General features: G+C 41.1%; 15 protein-coding genes, 9 tRNA genes, 2 rRNA genes and 1 pseudogene. 26 read left to right on the forward strand and 1 reads right to left on the reverse strand.

Features of this window, described 5'->3' with window-relative positions; all coding sequences use genetic code 11:
• Positions 1-73 precede the first annotated feature (73 nt).
• From ABIE66_RS00800 to rocF, 12 genes are all read left to right on the forward strand, one after another.
• Positions 74-3,006, forward strand: a 23S ribosomal RNA gene (locus tag ABIE66_RS00800).
• A gap of 64 nt (positions 3,007-3,070) precedes the next feature.
• Positions 3,071-3,186 (forward strand): 5S ribosomal RNA (gene rrf, locus ABIE66_RS00805).
• A gap of 45 nt (positions 3,187-3,231) precedes the next feature.
• Positions 3,232-3,306, forward strand: a tRNA-Asn gene (locus tag ABIE66_RS00810).
• 3 nt (positions 3,307-3,309) lie between these two features.
• Positions 3,310-3,382, forward strand: a tRNA-Thr gene (locus tag ABIE66_RS00815).
• 31 nt (positions 3,383-3,413) lie between these two features.
• A tRNA-Glu gene (locus ABIE66_RS00820) sits at positions 3,414-3,488 on the forward strand.
• An 18-nt stretch (positions 3,489-3,506) separates the two neighbouring features.
• Positions 3,507-3,582 (forward strand) — tRNA-Val (locus ABIE66_RS00825).
• A gap of 14 nt (positions 3,583-3,596) precedes the next feature.
• Positions 3,597-3,672, forward strand: a tRNA-Thr gene (locus tag ABIE66_RS00830).
• Between the two features lie 18 nt (positions 3,673-3,690).
• A tRNA-Tyr gene (locus ABIE66_RS00835) sits at positions 3,691-3,774 on the forward strand.
• Between the two features lie 104 nt (positions 3,775-3,878).
• A tRNA-Gln gene (locus ABIE66_RS00840) sits at positions 3,879-3,953 on the forward strand.
• A 3-nt stretch (positions 3,954-3,956) separates the two neighbouring features.
• Positions 3,957-4,028: transfer RNA gene (locus ABIE66_RS00845), tRNA-Gly, on the forward strand.
• A gap of 21 nt (positions 4,029-4,049) precedes the next feature.
• Positions 4,050-4,125 (forward strand) — tRNA-Ala (locus ABIE66_RS00850).
• A 219-nt stretch (positions 4,126-4,344) separates the two neighbouring features.
• The gene (gene rocF, locus ABIE66_RS00855) at positions 4,345-5,247 is read left to right on the forward strand and encodes an arginase (RefSeq protein ID WP_370013584.1); all 903 of its coding nucleotides are present in this window, start codon (positions 4,345-4,347) and stop codon (positions 5,245-5,247) included.
• 138 nt (positions 5,248-5,385) lie between these two features.
• Here the strand turns inward: rocF and ABIE66_RS00860 are convergent, their stop codons facing one another.
• A complete protein-coding gene (locus ABIE66_RS00860; RefSeq protein ID WP_289318669.1) occupies positions 5,386-5,571 on the reverse strand; it encodes an aspartyl-phosphate phosphatase Spo0E family protein in 186 nt (61 codons plus the stop codon).
• 172 nt (positions 5,572-5,743) lie between these two features.
• On the opposite strand from ABIE66_RS00860, the gene sigW reads away from it, so the two are divergent.
• The 14 genes and pseudogenes from sigW (at position 5,744) to ABIE66_RS00930 (ending at position 17,845) form a co-directional block, all read left to right on the forward strand.
• Complete coding sequence (sigW, locus tag ABIE66_RS00865; protein WP_289318670.1) at positions 5,744-6,307, forward strand: RNA polymerase sigma factor SigW; 564 nt, start codon at positions 5,744-5,746, stop codon at positions 6,305-6,307.
• Positions 6,308-6,323: 16 nt separating this feature from the next.
• Complete coding sequence (locus ABIE66_RS00870; RefSeq protein ID WP_289318671.1) at positions 6,324-6,947, forward strand: anti-sigma factor family protein; 624 nt, start codon at positions 6,324-6,326, stop codon at positions 6,945-6,947.
• 218 nt (positions 6,948-7,165) lie between these two features.
• On the forward strand, positions 7,166-7,990 hold the full coding sequence (cdaA, locus tag ABIE66_RS00875) for a diadenylate cyclase CdaA (RefSeq protein WP_370013585.1): 825 nt from the start codon (positions 7,166-7,168) through the stop codon (positions 7,988-7,990).
• Complete coding sequence (locus ABIE66_RS00880; protein WP_370013586.1) at positions 7,983-9,341, forward strand: CdaR family protein; 1,359 nt, start codon at positions 7,983-7,985, stop codon at positions 9,339-9,341. The genes cdaA and ABIE66_RS00880 overlap by 8 nt, the downstream gene beginning before the upstream one ends.
• A gap of 53 nt (positions 9,342-9,394) precedes the next feature.
• A complete protein-coding gene (gene glmM / locus ABIE66_RS00885) occupies positions 9,395-10,744 on the forward strand; it encodes a phosphoglucosamine mutase (protein ID WP_289323354.1) in 1,350 nt (449 codons plus the stop codon).
• 464 nt (positions 10,745-11,208) lie between these two features.
• On the forward strand, positions 11,209-13,011 hold the full coding sequence (gene glmS, locus ABIE66_RS00890) for a glutamine--fructose-6-phosphate transaminase (isomerizing) (RefSeq protein WP_370013587.1): 1,803 nt from the start codon (positions 11,209-11,211) through the stop codon (positions 13,009-13,011).
• A gap of 111 nt (positions 13,012-13,122) precedes the next feature.
• A pseudogene (locus tag ABIE66_RS00895) lies at positions 13,123-13,197 on the forward strand (TnsA endonuclease N-terminal domain-containing protein); the annotation flags it as partial.
• Between the two features lie 18 nt (positions 13,198-13,215).
• Complete coding sequence (locus ABIE66_RS00900) at positions 13,216-13,341, forward strand: hypothetical protein (protein WP_370013588.1); 126 nt, start codon at positions 13,216-13,218, stop codon at positions 13,339-13,341.
• Between the two features lie 153 nt (positions 13,342-13,494).
• Positions 13,495-14,040 carry a hypothetical protein gene (locus tag ABIE66_RS00905; protein ID WP_370013589.1) on the forward strand — a complete coding sequence of 182 codons (546 nt, stop codon included), beginning with the start codon at positions 13,495-13,497 and terminating at the stop codon, positions 14,038-14,040.
• Between the two features lie 770 nt (positions 14,041-14,810).
• Positions 14,811-15,254 carry a hypothetical protein gene (locus tag ABIE66_RS00910; RefSeq protein WP_370013590.1) on the forward strand — a complete coding sequence of 148 codons (444 nt, stop codon included), beginning with the start codon at positions 14,811-14,813 and terminating at the stop codon, positions 15,252-15,254.
• A 331-nt stretch (positions 15,255-15,585) separates the two neighbouring features.
• Positions 15,586-15,957, forward strand: coding sequence for an iron chaperone (locus tag ABIE66_RS00915; protein ID WP_370013591.1), 372 nt, complete (start codon positions 15,586-15,588; stop codon positions 15,955-15,957).
• A 360-nt stretch (positions 15,958-16,317) separates the two neighbouring features.
• Positions 16,318-16,644 carry a hypothetical protein gene (locus ABIE66_RS00920; RefSeq protein ID WP_370013592.1) on the forward strand — a complete coding sequence of 109 codons (327 nt, stop codon included), beginning with the start codon at positions 16,318-16,320 and terminating at the stop codon, positions 16,642-16,644.
• The gene (locus tag ABIE66_RS00925; protein ID WP_370013593.1) at positions 16,637-16,873 is read left to right on the forward strand and encodes a hypothetical protein; all 237 of its coding nucleotides are present in this window, start codon (positions 16,637-16,639) and stop codon (positions 16,871-16,873) included. The genes ABIE66_RS00920 and ABIE66_RS00925 overlap by 8 nt, the downstream gene beginning before the upstream one ends.
• A gap of 81 nt (positions 16,874-16,954) precedes the next feature.
• Complete coding sequence (locus tag ABIE66_RS00930) at positions 16,955-17,845, forward strand: CPBP family intramembrane glutamic endopeptidase (protein ID WP_370013594.1); 891 nt, start codon at positions 16,955-16,957, stop codon at positions 17,843-17,845.
• Positions 17,846-17,973: the final 128 nt, after the last annotated feature.

The following is a 17,973-nucleotide window of genomic DNA, read 5'->3' on the forward strand; positions in this document are numbered from 1 at the left end:
TTGTTCCTTGAAAACTAGATAATAGATAGAAGGCAATTAATTTTTTTCAAAGCATCTGTAAGATCTTTTTAACGGTTAAGTTAGAAAGGGCGCACGGTGGATGCCTTGGCACTAGGAGCCGATGAAGGACGGGACTAACACCGATATGCTTCGGGGAGCTGTAAGTAAGCTTTGATCCGGAGATTTCCGAATGGGGAAACCCACTGTTCGTAATGGAACAGTATCTTTACCTGAATACATAGGGTACTGAAGGCAGACCCGGGGAACTGAAACATCTAAGTACCCGGAGGAAGAGAAAGCAAATGCGATTTCCTGAGTAGCGGCGAGCGAAACGGAATTAGCCCAAACCAAGAGGCTTGCCTCTTGGGGTTGTAGGACACTCAACATGGAGTTACAAAGGAACGGGGTAAATGAAGTGACCTGGAAAGGTCCGTCAAAGAAGGTAAAAACCCTGTAGTTGAAACTTCGTTCCCTCCTGAGTGGATCCTGAGTACGGCGGGACACGAGAAATCCCGTCGGAAGCAGGGAGGACCATCTCCCAAGGCTAAATACTCCCTAGTGACCGATAGTGAACCAGTACCGTGAGGGAAAGGTGAAAAGCACCCCGGAAGGGGAGTGAAATAGATCCTGAAACCGTGTGCCTACAAGTAGTCAAAGCCCGTTAATGGGTAATGGCGTGCCTTTTGTAGAATGAACCGGCGAGTTACGATTTCATGCGAGGTTAAGTTGATAAGACGGAGCCGCAGCGAAAGCGAGTCTGAATAGGGCGAATGAGTATGAGGTCGTAGACCCGAAACCAGGTGATCTACCCATGTCCAGGGTGAAGTTCAGGTAACACTGAATGGAGGCCCGAACCCACGCACGTTGAAAAGTGCGGGGATGAGGTGTGGGTAGCGGAGAAATTCCAATCGAACCTGGAGATAGCTGGTTCTCTCCGAAATAGCTTTAGGGCTAGCCTCAAGATGAGAGTATTGGAGGTAGAGCACTGATTGGACTAGGGGCCCCCAACGGGTTACCGAATTCAGTCAAACTCCGAATGCCAAATACTTATTCTTGGGAGTCAGACTGCGAGTGATAAGATCCGTAGTCGAAAGGGAAACAGCCCAGACCACCAGCTAAGGTCCCAAAGTATACGTTAAGTGGAAAAGGATGTGGAGTTGCTTAGACAACCAGGATGTTGGCTCAGAAGCAGCCACCATTTAAAGAGTGCGTAATAGCTCACTGGTCGAGTGACTCCGCGCCGAAAATGTACCGGGGCTAAACGTATCACCGAAGCTGTGGATTGACACCATTAGGTGTCGATGGTAGGAGAGCGTTCTAAGGGCGTTGAAGTCAGACCGGAAGGACTGGTGGAGCGCTTAGAAGTGAGAATGCCGGTATGAGTAGCGAAAGAAGGGTGAGAATCCCTTCCACCGAATGCCTAAGGTTTCCTGAGGAAGGCTCGTCCGCTCAGGGTTAGTCGGGACCTAAGCCGAGGCCGAAAGGCGTAGGCGATGGACAACAGGTTGATATTCCTGTACCACCTATACATCGTTTGAACGATGGGGGGACGCAGAAGGATAGGGTAAGCGCGCTGTTGGATATGCGCGTCCAAGCAGTTAGGCCGGAAACGAGGCAAATCCCGTTTCCATTAAGGCGGAGCTGTGATGGCGAGGGAAATATAGTACCGAAGTTCCTGATTCCACGCTGCCAAGAAAAGCCTCTAGTGAGATGTAAGGTGCCCGTACCGCAAACCGACACAGGTAGGCGAGGAGAGAATCCTAAGGTGTGCGAGAGAACTCTCGTTAAGGAACTCGGCAAAATGACCCCGTAACTTCGGGAGAAGGGGTGCTTTTTAGGGTGAATAGCCCGGAAAAGCCGCAGTGAATAGGCCCAGGCGACTGTTTAGCAAAAACACAGGTCTCTGCGAAGCCGCAAGGCGAAGTATAGGGGCTGACACCTGCCCGGTGCTGGAAGGTTAAGGGGAGAGGTTAGCGCAAGCGAAGCTTTGAACCGAAGCCCCAGTAAACGGCGGCCGTAACTATAACGGTCCTAAGGTAGCGAAATTCCTTGTCGGGTAAGTTCCGACCCGCACGAAAGGTGTAACGATCTGGGCACTGTCTCAACGAGAGACTCGGTGAAATTATAGTACCTGTGAAGATGCAGGTTACCCGCGACAGGACGGAAAGACCCCGTGGAGCTTTACTGCAGCCTGATATTGAATTTTGGTACAGCTTGTACAGGATAGGTAGGAGCCTGAGAAGCCGGAGCGCTAGCTTCGGTGGAGGCGTTGGTGGGATACTACCCTGGCTGTATTGAAATTCTAACCCGCGCCCCTTATCGGGGTGGGAGACAGTGTCAGGTGGGCAGTTTGACTGGGGCGGTCGCCTCCTAAAGAGTAACGGAGGCGCCCAAAGGTTCCCTCAGAATGGTTGGAAATCATTCGTAGAGTGTAAAGGCACAAGGGAGCTTGACTGCGAGACCTACAAGTCGAGCAGGGACGAAAGTCGGGCTTAGTGATCCGGTGGTTCCGCATGGAAGGGCCATCGCTCAACGGATAAAAGCTACCCCGGGGATAACAGGCTTATCTCCCCCAAGAGTCCACATCGACGGGGAGGTTTGGCACCTCGATGTCGGCTCATCGCATCCTGGGGCTGTAGTCGGTCCCAAGGGTTGGGCTGTTCGCCCATTAAAGCGGTACGCGAGCTGGGTTCAGAACGTCGTGAGACAGTTCGGTCCCTATCCGTCGCGGGCGCAGGAAATTTGAGAGGAGCTGTCCTTAGTACGAGAGGACCGGGATGGACGCACCGCTGGTGTACCAGTTGTCTTGCCAAAGGCATAGCTGGGTAGCTACGTGCGGACGGGATAAGTGCTGAAAGCATCTAAGCATGAAGCCCCCCTCAAGATGAGATTTCCCATGGCGCAAGCTAGTAAGATCCCTGAAAGATGATCAGGTTGATAGGTCAGAGGTGGAAGCGTGGCGACATGTGGAGCTGACTGATACTAATAGATCGAGGACTTAACCAACGCTTTTTAAAAAATGAAATACCTTCTTATTATCTAGTTTTGAAGGAACAACGTTCCTTTATTGTTTGGTGGCGATAGCGAAGAGGTCACACCCGTTCCCATTCCGAACACGGCAGTTAAGCTCTTCAGCGCCGATGGTAGTTGGGGGTTTCCCCCTGTGAGAGTAGGACGCCGCCAAGCAATTCATTTATATCTTTAAATGGGTTTTAGGAAACATTATATTATTCCGCAGTAGCTCAGTGGTAGAGCATTCGGCTGTTAACCGAACGGTCGTAGGTTCGAGTCCTACCTGCGGAGCCATATGCTTCCATAGCTCAGTAGGTAGAGCACTTCCATGGTAAGGAAGAGGTCAGCGGTTCGAATCCGCTTGGGAGCTTCCCAATCTATCTATGTACACAAAATAGTCCGGCCCGTTGGTCAAGCGGTTAAGACACCGCCCTTTCACGGCGGTAACACGGGTTCGAATCCCGTACGGGTCACCATTCTTAATTCATTAATCCGGAGGATTAGCTCAGCTGGGAGAGCATCTGCCTTACAAGCAGAGGGTCGGCGGTTCGATCCCGTCATCCTCCACCATTTATTCTTTACTTGCCGGTGTAGCTCAACTGGTAGAGCAACTGACTTGTAATCAGTAGGTTGGGGGTTCAAGTCCTCTTGCCGGCACCATTTACAACCATATATTGCGGAGGGGTAGCGAAGTGGCTAAACGCGGCGGACTGTAAATCCGCTCCTTCGGGTTCGGCAGTTCGAATCTGCCCCCCTCCACCATTTTAATAAAATCCTGTGGATCAGTTATATATTCTCTTTAATGGGGAATTATATGATTACCACCTTTTTATTTTGTTGAACATTAATTGTTACATATTATATATTGGGCTATAGCCAAGCGGTAAGGCAACGGATTTTGATTCCGTCATGCGAAGGTTCGATCCCTTCTAGCCCAGCCATTTGCGGAAGTAGTTCAGTGGTAGAATACAACCTTGCCAAGGTTGGGGTCGCGGGTTCGAATCCCGTCTTCCGCTTAATATATTTTAAATTCCTTAGGGGCCTTAGCTCAGCTGGGAGAGCGCCTGCCTTGCACGCAGGAGGTCAGCGGTTCGATCCCGCTAGGCTCCACCATCAACTACATACACCAAAACTTACGTCTTAAGCCAAAATGGTTTAAGACTTTTTTTGTATAAAAGCATTTTTTGGTTAACCTATGTCTAGAAAGGTTTTTTTTCATAGGTCTTATAAAAAAAGCGTATTAGGTATGAAAAGGTTGCATCATTATACATGGAAATGTCGAGTTGAACCACTTGGCATATACGATATAAAATGGGTGAAAGGGGGAATTATATGTCTATTCAGAAAATTTCCGTCATTGGATTGCCTATGGACCTTGGTCAAGCAAGGCGGGGCGTGGATATGGGACCTAGTGCCATCCGCTGCGCAGATATTTTCGAGCGTCTTGAACAGTTAAATATAGAAGTAGAGGATTTAGGAGATATAATTGTAGGACGGCCTGAAAAAGCAAATAAGCCTGGGACCAACCTGAAAAACTTACCGCTTGTTGCAAGGGGTAACGCCCTGTTAGCTGCAAGGGTTGATGAAATAATAGAAGGTGGTTCCTTCCCGCTAGTATTGGGAGGAGACCATTCAATAGCTATAGGAACACTGGCGGGAGTCGCAAAGCACTATGAAAATGTAGGTGTGATTTGGTATGACGCACATGGGGATTTAAATACGGAAGAAACCTCGCCATCGGGGAATATACATGGAATGCCCCTGGCTGTCAGTATTGGACTTGGACATCCGGACCTGATCAATATCCATGGTTCCGGTCCAAAAGTGAAACCGGAAAACATCGTAATAATTGGGGCAAGGTCTTTGGATGAAGGGGAAAAAGAACTTATCCGTGATAAAGGGATTAAAGTATTTACGATGCATGAGATTGATCGAATGGGAATGACAAAGGTCATGGAAGAATGCATAGATTATTTAAGGGAAAGAACGGATGGTGTCCATCTTTCATTGGATTTGGATGGAGTTGACCCAGCAGATGCTCCCGGAGTGGGGACACCGGTGATTGGTGGCATAAGTTATCGGGAAAGTCATTTGGCCATGGAAATGCTCGCTGAAGCCAACTTGATTACATCAGCTGAATTCGTTGAAGTGAACCCCATTTTAGATGAGCGGAATAAAACGGCAATCGTTGCGGTGGCTCTAATGGGTTCGCTATTTGGAGAAAAGTTATTATAACTGAAAAAATAAAAGAAACAGTAACCGGCTTGTAATGGGTTACTGTTTTTTATATGCTAGAAGACGTAGGTTTATTTTCCAGGGTGTATGTAACATGAACATATCTATAAATAGATGGTTGCAATCGCATATCCATATTCACTTAAGAGCACGTCGGTGTGTGAGATCTCCATTTTTAGTTAAATGGAGGTATTCGTTGATTAAAGTATCCAGTTTGCTGCTAACTTCAATAACTTCATTATCCACCATCGAAGAACGGGAAGCCAAAATCATCATCTTCTGTCTGTATTGTTCAATATGGTCTAAAATTTGTTCAGCAGTCATATAGAGATTCACTCCCTCGAATTTTACAATTTCTTACTATATAGCCCTGTTTTTTTTTTCTTAAACATTAAATGTAAAACTTTGTTAAAATTAATGTATTAAATTTTTGAAACCTTTTAGCTTACGATTCGTAGTAATCGTATAGCCGCATGAGCGGGGGTAATACCGGAAAATGGATGCACTCATTAAAGAGAGAATTAATCAAGTATTAAAGGGAGACCATAATGCATTTGGGGAAATTGTCGAAATTTACAAGGACAAAGTTTTCCAGATATGTTTCAGGATGCTCGGAAACAGGCAAGAAGCAGAGGATTTGGCACAAGAGGCCTTTGTAAGGGCCTTCGTGAATATTCGTAGTTTCAATATACAAATGAAATTTTCTACATGGTTATATCGGATTGCGACCAACCTTTGTATTGACCGCCTTCGCAAGAAAAAGCCGGATTACTATCTAGATGCAGAGGTGGCAGGGACAGAGGGATTGAATATGTATTCCCAAATAGCATCAGATATGGCGAAACCCGAGGAAGAAGTTGAATCTTTAGAACTACAGGAAACCATTCAAGTGGAAATAATGAAATTGCCCGAGAAATACCGATCGGTTATCGTATTGAAGTATATTGAAGAGTTATCTTTAAAGGAAATCAGTGAAATATTAGATTTGCCAGTCGGTACGGTTAAGACGAGAATACATCGTGGTCGGGAAGCCTTGCGTAAACAACTACGCCATTTATAAAAAGAAGGTGAGAAAAATGAACTGCCATGAGGAAATCATTGAATATATGCATGATTATTTAGATGAGGACATCAAACCGGAGCATAAAGAAGTTTTACGGGAGCACTTGCACAACTGTGCTGAATGCCGGAATTACTTTCATGAAATGAAAAAGGCGGTCGCTCTTGTACAAAGCACTTCCCATATTAAGGCCCCGGATGACTTTACAGCAAAGGTTATGGCTCAATTGCCAAAGGAAACGAAAACAACGGGCGCCAAACGTTGGTTCAAAAGCCATCCCTTCATGACAGCGGCAGCGATGTTCATCATATTGATGACAGGATCTGTTTTTTCCACTTATAATCAGGACGAACATTTTTCAGTATCAAAGCAGCCTAACTTAGTGGTCGCAGGTGAAACGGTGATTGTGCCTGCGGGTGAGACAATCAAGGGTGATGTGGTAGTTCAAAATGGCAACATTCAAATAGATGGTGAAGTAGAGGGAGATGTGACAGTCATAAATGGGCATAAATATATGTCTAAGGCAGGGAATGTGACTGGGAGCATCCATGTTATTGACCAAGCTTTTGAGTGGATGTGGTATAAAGTAAAGGATACTGCAACCTCGTTGGTTCCTGCTAAAGAGGAAAAAAATGAATAAGGAATAGAGCTGGGAGGAGAGCATCGTTTTTCATATACGGTGACTTCGCTCAGCTTTATTTTTTAAAGGGAAGAGAACCATTTTGCATGGTTCGTTCTTGCCATGTAAATTTCCCACACTAGTTTTTAGATGTATCATTTAAAAAATGGTATACTATTAAGGTTATCGTATAAAGATTGTAATTGGTATTTGGAGTAATACTGACTGGAGGAAACAACATGTCTTTAACCAATTTGACTGTTTGGGACTATGTAGTAAATTTCATTGATATTCTCCTTGTATGGTTTGTGATATATAAATTGTTAACTATTATTCGAGGCACGAAGGCTATTCAGCTGCTAAAAGGAATTTTTGTAATTGTCATTGTAAAAAGCTTAAGCAACCTGTTTGGTTTCAATACACTCGGATGGTTAATGGCACAAGTCATGAATTGGGGAGTATTGGCGATTCTCGTCATTTTTCAACCTGAACTGAGAAGGGCACTTGAACAATTAGGACGCGGGAAGCTCTTTGCAAGGGGCACCGTTCCAGAAGAGAATCAGCAAGAGCGTTTAGTCGAAGAAATCCTAAAGGCATCCACTTATATGGCAAAAAGGCGGATTGGGGCCTTGATTACGATAGAGAAGGGTACGGAGCTGGGGGATTATGTTGAAACGGGGATACCCCTAAAATCCTATATTTCTTCAGAACTGCTCATTAATATCTTCATCCCTAATACGCCGCTCCATGATGGCGCAGTTATTTTACAAAATAACCAGGTGGCGGCTGCAGCTTGCTATTTGCCATTATCAGAGAGTCCATTCATATCAAAGGAGCTTGGCACACGGCATAGGGCAGCCATAGGCATGAGTGAAGTTACGGATAGTCTTACGATTGTCGTTTCTGAAGAAACGGGAGGGATATCCGTCACTAAAAACGGGGAACTTTTCCGGGATTTGAATCAAGAATCATTTAGGGCCATGCTTACAAGTGAACTGGTAGTGGAAAACATCAAATCAACTTCCTCAAGCATCTTTAACTGGAGGGGGAAAAAGAATGGATAAATTCACCAATAGCGCTTGGTTTATGAGAATCGTAGCTTTTGCCTTGGCAGCACTTTTGTTCATTTCCATTAACTTTGAGATGGAGTCGGATAAAAAATCCCTTGGTTTATCGACGGCCCCTGAAATCAGTACGGAGACCATCGAAAATGTACCGGTTGAAGTGTACTATGACCGTGAGAATCTAGTGGTCAGCGGAGTGCCGGAAACGGTTGATGTTACTCTAAAGGGAGCAAAAAGCCTATTGATAAATGCGAAAAACCAAAGGGACTTTAAAGTGTATGTAGACCTTTCTGATCCTGCAATCTCAATGGGGGACAGAACCGTCACATTTAAAATAAGTGAGTTGAATGAAAAGTTAGTGGCGACGATCGATCCGGAATATGCGGAAGTCAACGTTCAGGAACGGGTGACGAAGGAATTCTCCGTTGAAGCCGAGTATAATAGCTCTTTACTTGAAGAGGGATATACTGCCGGTCAACCAACAGTTAGCCCGAAAACTGTCAAAATTACGGGTGCTAAAGATGCGATTGAACAAATTTCCTATGTAAAGGCAAACCTTGAAATAAGTAAGGGACTTAACGAAACGGTGAACGGCAAGGCAACCGTTAAAGCCCTGGACAGGGACTTGAATAAGTTGGACGTGACGATTGAGCCCGCTTCAGTTGCCGTTTCCTTAAAAGTGAGCATTCCTTCCAAAACGGTGTCGATAACACCAAAGCAAACTGGGAAGGCAAAGGATGGCATCAGGATCAAGAGTATAAGTGTCGATCCAAAAGAGGTCACCTTATTTGGGTCAGAAACGAGCCTTGGGGATATAAGTGAAATAAATCTTCCTGTAAATATCTCGAAAATTGATGGTGATACAGAATTGGAACTCGATCTTACTAAACCGGAAAATGTACAAAAAATGTCCTTGGGTAAGGCAAAGGTCAAGATTCGTACAGAGAAAGTGGATGTAGATGAAGATGAAGTGACTGCAGAGCCAGTTGAAGAAGAGGAAGAACCAGAAACTGAACCAAAACAAGAAGAAAAAGAGCAAGTAATCGAAGAAGATGAACCGGCTGCCATTGAGTCTAAAACATTCAGCAATATAAAAATAGTTCCTGTGGGCATACAGGATGACAAAGATGCCGAATTGGAATCCGATGTAACAAGCATCACCTTGCTTGGTGAGGCGGATGACTTGAAGAAAATAACTAAAGACGACATTAATCTTACAGTAGATGTGAGTAATTTAGATGAAGGTACGCATGATGTAGAACTGGTGGTAAACGTGCCTGAGGGAGTGGACTGGGAGCTGGATTCTGAAACGGTTTCGGTCACCATTACTCCAAAAGCCGAAGAGACATAACCTTCCTTTAACATCATTTAATTCAGTAACGATTCGAAGAAGGAGCGATAAATATGGGTAAATATTTTGGAACAGACGGAGTAAGGGGTATAGCGAATAGCGAATTAACACCGGAGCTGGCATTTAAACTGGGCCGATTTGGTGGCTACGTTCTTACTAGAAATACAGAAAAACCCAAAGTGCTCATAGGGCGCGATACACGAATTTCAGGTGAAATGCTGGAAGGTGCACTTGTTGCCGGTCTATTATCCATTGGGGCTGAAGTGATGCGCCTGGGTGTAATTTCGACACCGGGAGTTGCCTATTTAACAAAGGCCTTAAGTGCCGAAGCAGGTGTCATGATTTCCGCTTCGCATAATCCAGTAGAGGATAATGGCATTAAATTCTTTGGACCGGATGGTTTTAAGCTATCCGATGATCAAGAAGCGGAAATTGAAACATTGTTAGATTTGGAAAAGGATGAACTTCCACGCCCGGTTGGCGGAGATTTAGGCCATTTGAACGATTATTTCGAAGGTGGGCAAAAGTATCTCCAGTACTTGAAACAATCAGTGGATGAAGACTTTACAGGCATTCATGTTGCGCTCGATTGTGCACATGGGGCGACATCAGCCTTGGCCATGCATTTGTTTGCGGATCTTGATGCAGACATCTCTACAATGGGGGCATCGCCCAATGGCTTGAACATCAATGACAAGGTAGGTTCCACCCACCCTGAAGCACTTGCTGAATTCTTAAAAGAAAAAGGTGCGGATGTTGGACTTGCTTTCGATGGTGACGGAGACCGCGTCATTGCCATAGATGAAAAAGGAAATATAGTGGACGGCGACCAAATCATGTATATATGTGCGAAATACTTGAAAGAAAATAATCGTTTGAAACAGGGAACAGTGGTTTCTACGATCATGAGCAACCTTGGTTTTTATAAAGGTCTTGAAGAGCACGGTATACAAAGCGCCCAAACGGCAGTGGGGGATCGCTATGTGGTGGAAGAGATGCGAAAAGGCGGCTATAACCTTGGCGGCGAACAATCCGGACATATCATCTTCCTGGACTATAACACCACAGGAGATGGCTTATTGACGGGCTTACAGCTTGTGAACATCATGAGTGACACCCAAAAAACCTTATCAGAGCTCGCTGGCGAGATGAGGAAATATCCACAGACACTCATCAACGTCAGAGTTACCGATAAGCATGCTGTAACTGATAATGAAAAGGTACAGGAAGTCATTAAGGCAGTCGAAGGGGAAATGAACGGAAACGGTCGCATTTTGGTGAGACCATCCGGTACTGAACCGCTAGTCCGTGTTATGGCTGAAGCACCGACTGCTGAAGAATGCACTAATTATGTAGATCGCATCGTCTCAGTGGTAAGAGCGGAAATGGGAATAAACGAATAACCAATCCAATGCATAAAAGGAACGAAATTTCCTTTTATGCATATTTTTATAAAGAAGTTCTTTTTCGTAGGTCTTGGTAATAAAGAATTGACCTATGTCCCTTGTTTAAGGTATGATTATCCTGATTTACAACTCATTTTCTCTAAAATGGTTGTTTTTAAAAAGGAGGGTAGGCAAGGAGAAACAGATTTACAAAAGCGCCTGAACTAAGTCTGGTCGAGAAAGGCTTAGTTGACGAGGAGGAGGTTTATCGAATGATCGGCGGATACCTCCCGGCTGAAGTGCACAGCCGCAGTAATTCCAATCATAAAACAGTAGGGCAACTTACTGCACAAAGGGTTGGAAATGCACAATGGGAAAAAGTGCTTTAGGGCATTTCCTTTATAAAAATATATTAGAGATGAGGGGGCAGGGATGCCCCCGTGCATTCCTGTTCCCTCGAATCGGTTGGAGGAACAGAAATTATGTGTGGAATTGTTGGATATATTGGACTTAGTGATGCAAAGGAAATTTTATTAAAAGGTCTTGAAAAACTTGAATACCGCGGATATGACTCTTCAGGGATTGCTGTGAAAAATGATGCAGGCGTGACAATCTTCAAGGAAAAGGGACGAATCGCGGACTTACGCGGTGCCGTGGATGATAACACTATTGCATATACTGGAATAGGACATACACGCTGGGCCACCCATGGTGTGCCAAGCCGTGAGAATGCTCATCCTCACCAAAGTAATTCAGGTCGCTTGACTTTAGTTCATAATGGGGTCATTGAAAACTATGCGATTCTAAAACGTGAATATTTGAAGGATGTTGCCTTTAAAAGCGAAACGGATACGGAAGTCATCGTTCAACTAATTGAGAAGTTCGTAAACGATGGTATGGAAGTGGAAGAGGCGTTCCGTCAAACACTCACTCTATTAGAAGGCTCATATGCCATTGCCCTTTTGGATGCTGAAAATGATGAAACCATTTTTGTCGCAAAAAATAAAAGCCCGCTGCTGATCGGTGTGGGAAATGATTTTAACGTTATCGCTTCAGATGCAATGGCCATGTTGCAAGTCACAGATCAATTCCTTGAACTGATGGATAAAGAAATGGTTATCGTGACAAGTGAAAAGGTAACGATCAAGAACCTTTCCAACGAAGAAGTTATGCGAGCTCCATATACTGCTGAACTGGATGCAAGTGATATTGAAAAAGGTACGTATCCTCACTATATGCTTAAAGAAGTCGACGAGCAGCCAGCTGTCATACGTAAAATCATTCAAGCATACCAAAATGAAGAAGGTAAACTTGCAATCGATTATAGCATTACTGAAGCGGTAAGTGAGGCTGACCGAATTTATATCATCGCTTGCGGAACCAGCTATCATGCAGGATTGATTGGTAAGCAGTTCATCGAAAAAATGACTGAAATTCCGGTTGAGGTCCATGTGGCATCGGAATTCACTTACAATATGCCGTTATTATCGAAAAAACCGTTATTCATCTTTATTTCACAAAGTGGTGAAACTGCAGATAGCCGTGCCGTATTAGTGTCCATCAAAGCGCTTGGTCATAAAGCTCTGACCATCACGAACGTACCGGGCTCTACATTGTCACGTGAAGCGGATTATACGCTCTTGCTGCATGCTGGCCCTGAAATAGCCGTGGCCTCTACAAAGGCTTACACAGCTCAAGTGGCAGTCCTGTCCATATTAGCAAATGTAACTGGCCAATTCCGTAAAATGGAGTATGATTTCGACCTTGTAAAAGAGCTTGGAATCGTTGCGACAGCAATGGAAGCCCTCTGTGATTCGAAAGAAGAGATGGAAGCCATTGCCCGTGAATATTTGTCCGTTACAAGAAACTGCTTCTTCATTGGCCGTTCCCTTGACTACTATGTTGTTCTTGAAGGGGCCCTTAAGCTGAAGGAGATATCATACATCCAGGCAGAAGGCTTTGCTGGCGGAGAGCTTAAACACGGAACGATCGCCTTGATTGAAGAAGGTACACCTGTCATAGCCCTTGCCACTCAAGCAGGCGTCAACCTAAGCATCCGTGGAAATGTTAAAGAAGTGGTTGCCCGCGGCGCCAACCCTTGCATCATTTCCATGAAGGGTCTGGAAGAAGAGGATGACCGTTTCGTCATCCCGGAAGTGAATGAACTATTAACACCCCTTATCTCTGTTATCCCGCTGCAGCTCATTGCTTACTACGCTGCCTTGCACCGCGAATGTGACGTGGATAAACCACGTAACCTTGCGAAAAGTGTAACGGTTGAGTAAGTTGGAATGAATGCAACGTATGTTTTGTAGATTTAAAATAAAGTTTAACCGTTTAAAATAAAGTTCGACCGTTTTACCCCTTTAGATATGATTATCTAAAGGGGTGTTTTTATGTCAAAAAGAAAAAGAACATCTAACATTGAAAAGTGGATTAAGGAAGGCCGTGGAACAGGAATCGGTGCAGATTAGAATAATATTCCCGTAATGTATACAGATCCAGATGGGGAAATTGCAAAATATATTGCTCAAGCATTACTTTTTTTGGCAAAACCTTTAATAAAGAGATATGGAGGAGCAGCTTTAACAATATATGGTTCAAAAAGCTTCTAAATATTTTAAAAAATGGGGAAAGAAAACCAGTAAGCAATATGGAAAAGGAATTTGGCATTATCATTATAAATCAGGGGTGCATTACATTATAGCTTAATTTATACCAACTAATGTCTATATAAAAACATCAGCAAATTATAAGGTGGTATGGTAATGGAAATATCATTAAATGATTTTTTAGTTGGAGATGGTTTTTCATATATTTTTAAATCTGAGAAGAGAGGGATGATTAATTTTTATTTTTGTATTGATTCAGTTGAAGAGGATTTAACTACGAGTTATAGCCAAAGCTTAGAAGAATTTTTAAAAAAATTAAATAAGTATCCGATTTATTTGCATGGAATTAGTGGTTCGATGGAAATTAATATATCGAAAGGTGCAAAAACATCGAAAGTTTCGCCTAGAAATTATCATCATTTAGTAGAAATAAATAATATTGAAGAACTAGTCAATTATTTTCCTATAGCCTATTTGGACGCTTTTAACAATGAGAGTATTTTGTTTTCTACTGAGAAAACAATAGAAATGGATTTTACGAGTGACATTGGTTTAGCAAGATTTATTTTGGACTATACAAAAACGATAACAAAAGATAGATATTATCTTTGGGTAGGCCATGACGGAATAGGTTTTGACTTCGTTTCGAATTTTTCTGATTATCCGTACAATAAAGTTCCGATTACAAGTGATGAGGATTAAACGAAAACGTATCAATTTATCATGTTTATCAAAGATTATGACTTAATATTGGAAGATGATTATGAAAATTATAAAACATTTATAGAACTTGTTATAGAATCAATCAAAGCATGGAGAAAAGGACGTAACTCGATTCATTTCCAACACCTCCAACACCTTTTAACGTTTATTCAAAGAAGCAACAATTGAAAAAAGTTCTATAGTAAAGCCCGACCATTCGTTCAAAATGGTCGGCTTTTTAATGAGGTACAGTTGATTAAATTCGATTATTCAAGATACGTAAACCATTTAGAATAACAAGAATGGTACTACTTATAATCATACGTGCTTATTGGAAGTTAATTCATTTAAAAGAATCCGTGTATTTATAATCAATCTTTTTTATAAAAATCTATATAACCTAAAAATATCAAATCCACATTTTGATAATTTTGTTCAAAATGTGTGGGTTTCTTCTATTATAAATTCAGCTTTTGCAGCACACTTTTGACCAAACTTTATTTTAACCCTACAGTTAAATGACAAAAAAGTTCGGTACTGACACATTGTTGTTTAACAAAACGTGCTATTATGAAAGACTTGATCCAATTTTTATTGGATCAAGTCTTTTTTATGTCGCCTCATTACCAGCGGAGCATGATTGGCTAACGGTGGCATAAATTGGACATCGTTAATGCTCTATTTTTTCAAATAACGTTACAGGATAGTATAAGAAGGCGTGTAACTTTTATAAATAGTTAACGTCTAACAGAATAAAAGGTGGGATTAATGTGAAAAATAAGAAATATTTTTTCATGCTGTTCTTACTTATAGTAGTAGGTTGTTCAAATGAAACCAAAGAAGAACCACCAGAAGTGATAGTGAAAATAAATGATGAAAGTATCGAAACAGCTAGAGGTACTTATCAGTGGGAGAAAAAGAGCTTACTCTCTAAAACTACGGTTATCGCCGATGCTGCTGCACCATTTCAAATAGCTGAAGATATGAAAGCGAAAATAGTTGAACAAAGTTCAGTAGCAAATGTAGAGTTTAATGATGGTTCCCAACCACAATTACAGGCTTATTTATGGGAAGAAGAAAAACGTGGTGAAGAATTATCTTTGAATCAACACCATATAACCTTACCGTCGGAAAAAGGAAAGTATGTAATTGAAATTAACGCTAAATGGTCAAATGGAGACTCTTCTTATACTTTTGTCGTAGAGGTACAATAATACAAGATTTTTTCCTTAACGAAGTTAAGTAGATCTAAATAAAGATTAACTGTTTATAAAAAGTTGCGAAGCTTTACCCCTTTGGCTATGATTAGCCAAAGGGGTATTTTTAATGTCTAAAATAACGAGAACCTCTCAAGTTGATAAGTGGATTAAAGCAGGCTAAGGAATAGGAAACGATGTGCAGTGACAATAAAGTTGTTTAATGCAATCTATTACATCCATCGGTAGGGAATCACGGCATTCATTAGAGCAAAGTTAAAGATCTTCCTATGGTGCATTGTTGAAAATGAAGTCTTCATAAAATTTTTTTAATTTAGGAGAGAATGACATGGAAGTTTTTGCAGAATTTTTAGCGAATATTGATAACCCGCAACATAGGGAACGAACGGAAGAAGTCTTGGCTTGGGTAACTAAGAAATTTCCAAATTTAATGCCGAAAATTGCGTGGAATCAGCCTATGTTTACCGATCATGACACATATATCATTGGCTTTAGCGTAGCCAAACATCATTTGGCTGTTGCCCCTGAAAAGGCAGGGATCGATCATTTCTCTGATGAAATCGTGCAGGCTGGCTATGATCACACCAAGCAGTTGGTACGTATCAAGTGGGATAATCCGGTTGATTACTCATTACTTGAAAAAATGATCGAGTTTAATATTTTTGATAAGACAGACTGTTCAACTTTTTGGCGGAAATAATAAAAGCTGATTATTAAGGGTGAGTTGACCCTCTATTAAAGTGTCCATTATTCGGGGTTTATTCATATAAAAAGTGAAACGATGTGGTCCTTAGGTTATAATATCTCATATCTGCCGTCTGATCTAACTCCATAGGCAAAAAGGCAGATTCCTCGGTCCTTATGACCTCACCTTTACGGTTGCGATTCATAAATAGTTTTAAATTCAAAAAAAGCACAGGGTGTTCCAAATTTGGAACTCCTTGTGCTTTTGGTTTTTGATAAAATCGAGATATACAAATATTACAACCAAACTACTTAAAATATTAAAACAAAATTCATAGTGGGTATTTAAGGAAAAAATATTAGGTGGGGTGAAGAAATGAAGAAGTTACTATATATTTTTATATTAATAATTCCTGTATTTTTGTTTGGATTTAATTCATCAACCTTTGCAAGTTCTCCAACTAAAGAAGTTGATTTAAAAGAGGAAAGCCAATCAGGTGAGTTTCTGTCAGAATATACAACTCTATCAGGCGCTGATGTACTTTTAGGTCAAGAAATACCTATACATGTAGATGAAAAAACAGGAGAAATAACTAATAATAGAATTGGTATATCTCCAGTGTGTGCTACTTGTAATCGATATACTTGGAAAACAGCCACAGATAAACGACAATCAAGTGTCTTTCACAAAAAAAGTGACTGATACTACAAAATGGAGTCTTAACCTTACCTTCAAGGTGGAAATATACGGTAAATTAGTTATTTCTGGCGGCGGAGAAAAGATATATTCGGCAACGAAAAAATGGAATCAATACAAAGAAACATGGAAATTGACTGGAACACTAAAAACATATAGTCCAACTGGGAATTTGATAAAATCAGAACAAAGAAATGAAACCTACATTAAATATAAAAAAGTAGCAACAAAATAAGTTGGCAATAGTGTAAATGAAACCCTTATTCTAAAAAGGTTTTTTTAGAATTTGAAAATATCGTATCACAAAGGGGTAAGAATGGATACTGATATTAAACAAACTCATCGCTTTATATTATATATAACAATACTAATTATGATTATTTTTCCTTTTACACAACTTATATTACAAGAACTTTTTTTGCAAATAAACAAACAATTATTTTTCTTTATAAGTAAACTGGTTATTATCTATATGCTTTTTCTTTTCTTAAAAAAGAAAAAAATAACCTTATCTAGCATTCAGCTTAAAAAGGTACATGTAAAATATATTCTTCTTGGTATTTTAATGGGTAGTATAACTCACATGCTAACTGTGTTTTTTGGTAGGACCCAATATTATCTACTAACTGGCGAATGGCTTACTGCTGAAAAAATTGTTGGTACACTTATGGAGAGTAGTAAAAACATAAGTTTTTACAGCATTATCATGATTGGCTTTTCAGTGGCAATTAGTGAAGAAATTCTTTTTAGGGGTATATTATTAAAACAATATCAGAGAATGAACATAAAATCGGCCATAATTTTAAGTGCTCTTATTTTTAGCATTTATCATATGACGGTGGGAAATTTGGTTTTTGCATTTGTAATGGGTATTTCTCTTGCACTATTAACCATCTATACTGGAAGTATCGTCCCGGCTATCTTTTTTCACTTTTTAGTGAATGAAATAATGAGGATCATCATGCATTTCCCGGAAAAGGTTACTGTAACTTATTTTAAGGTAATGGTGTCTCCAATTACCACCATAACTGGTTTAATACTTTTTCTATCTATATTAACTTTCTTATTTATAAAAGTAAGAAAAAATAATCAATTTCAAAATGAAAAAGTTAAATTCTTTGATAGATATATTATTTTGTTGTTTTTGATGTATGTTCTTTTCCTGACAATATATATTATAAAGGTTAAATATGCTGCCAATCCCTGAGGACTACTTTCATAAATAAATCTCTTTTATAGCTCAAAAGTAGCACAAGGAGTTCCAAAATTGGAACTCCTTGTGCTATTGATTTTTGATAAAGTGAAGATATAAAAATTAAAAATATTGCAACCAAA

The organism is Peribacillus sp. B2I2 (genome assembly GCF_041261685.1).
In the GTDB taxonomy this organism is placed as follows: domain Bacteria; phylum Bacillota; class Bacilli; order Bacillales; family DSM-1321; genus Peribacillus.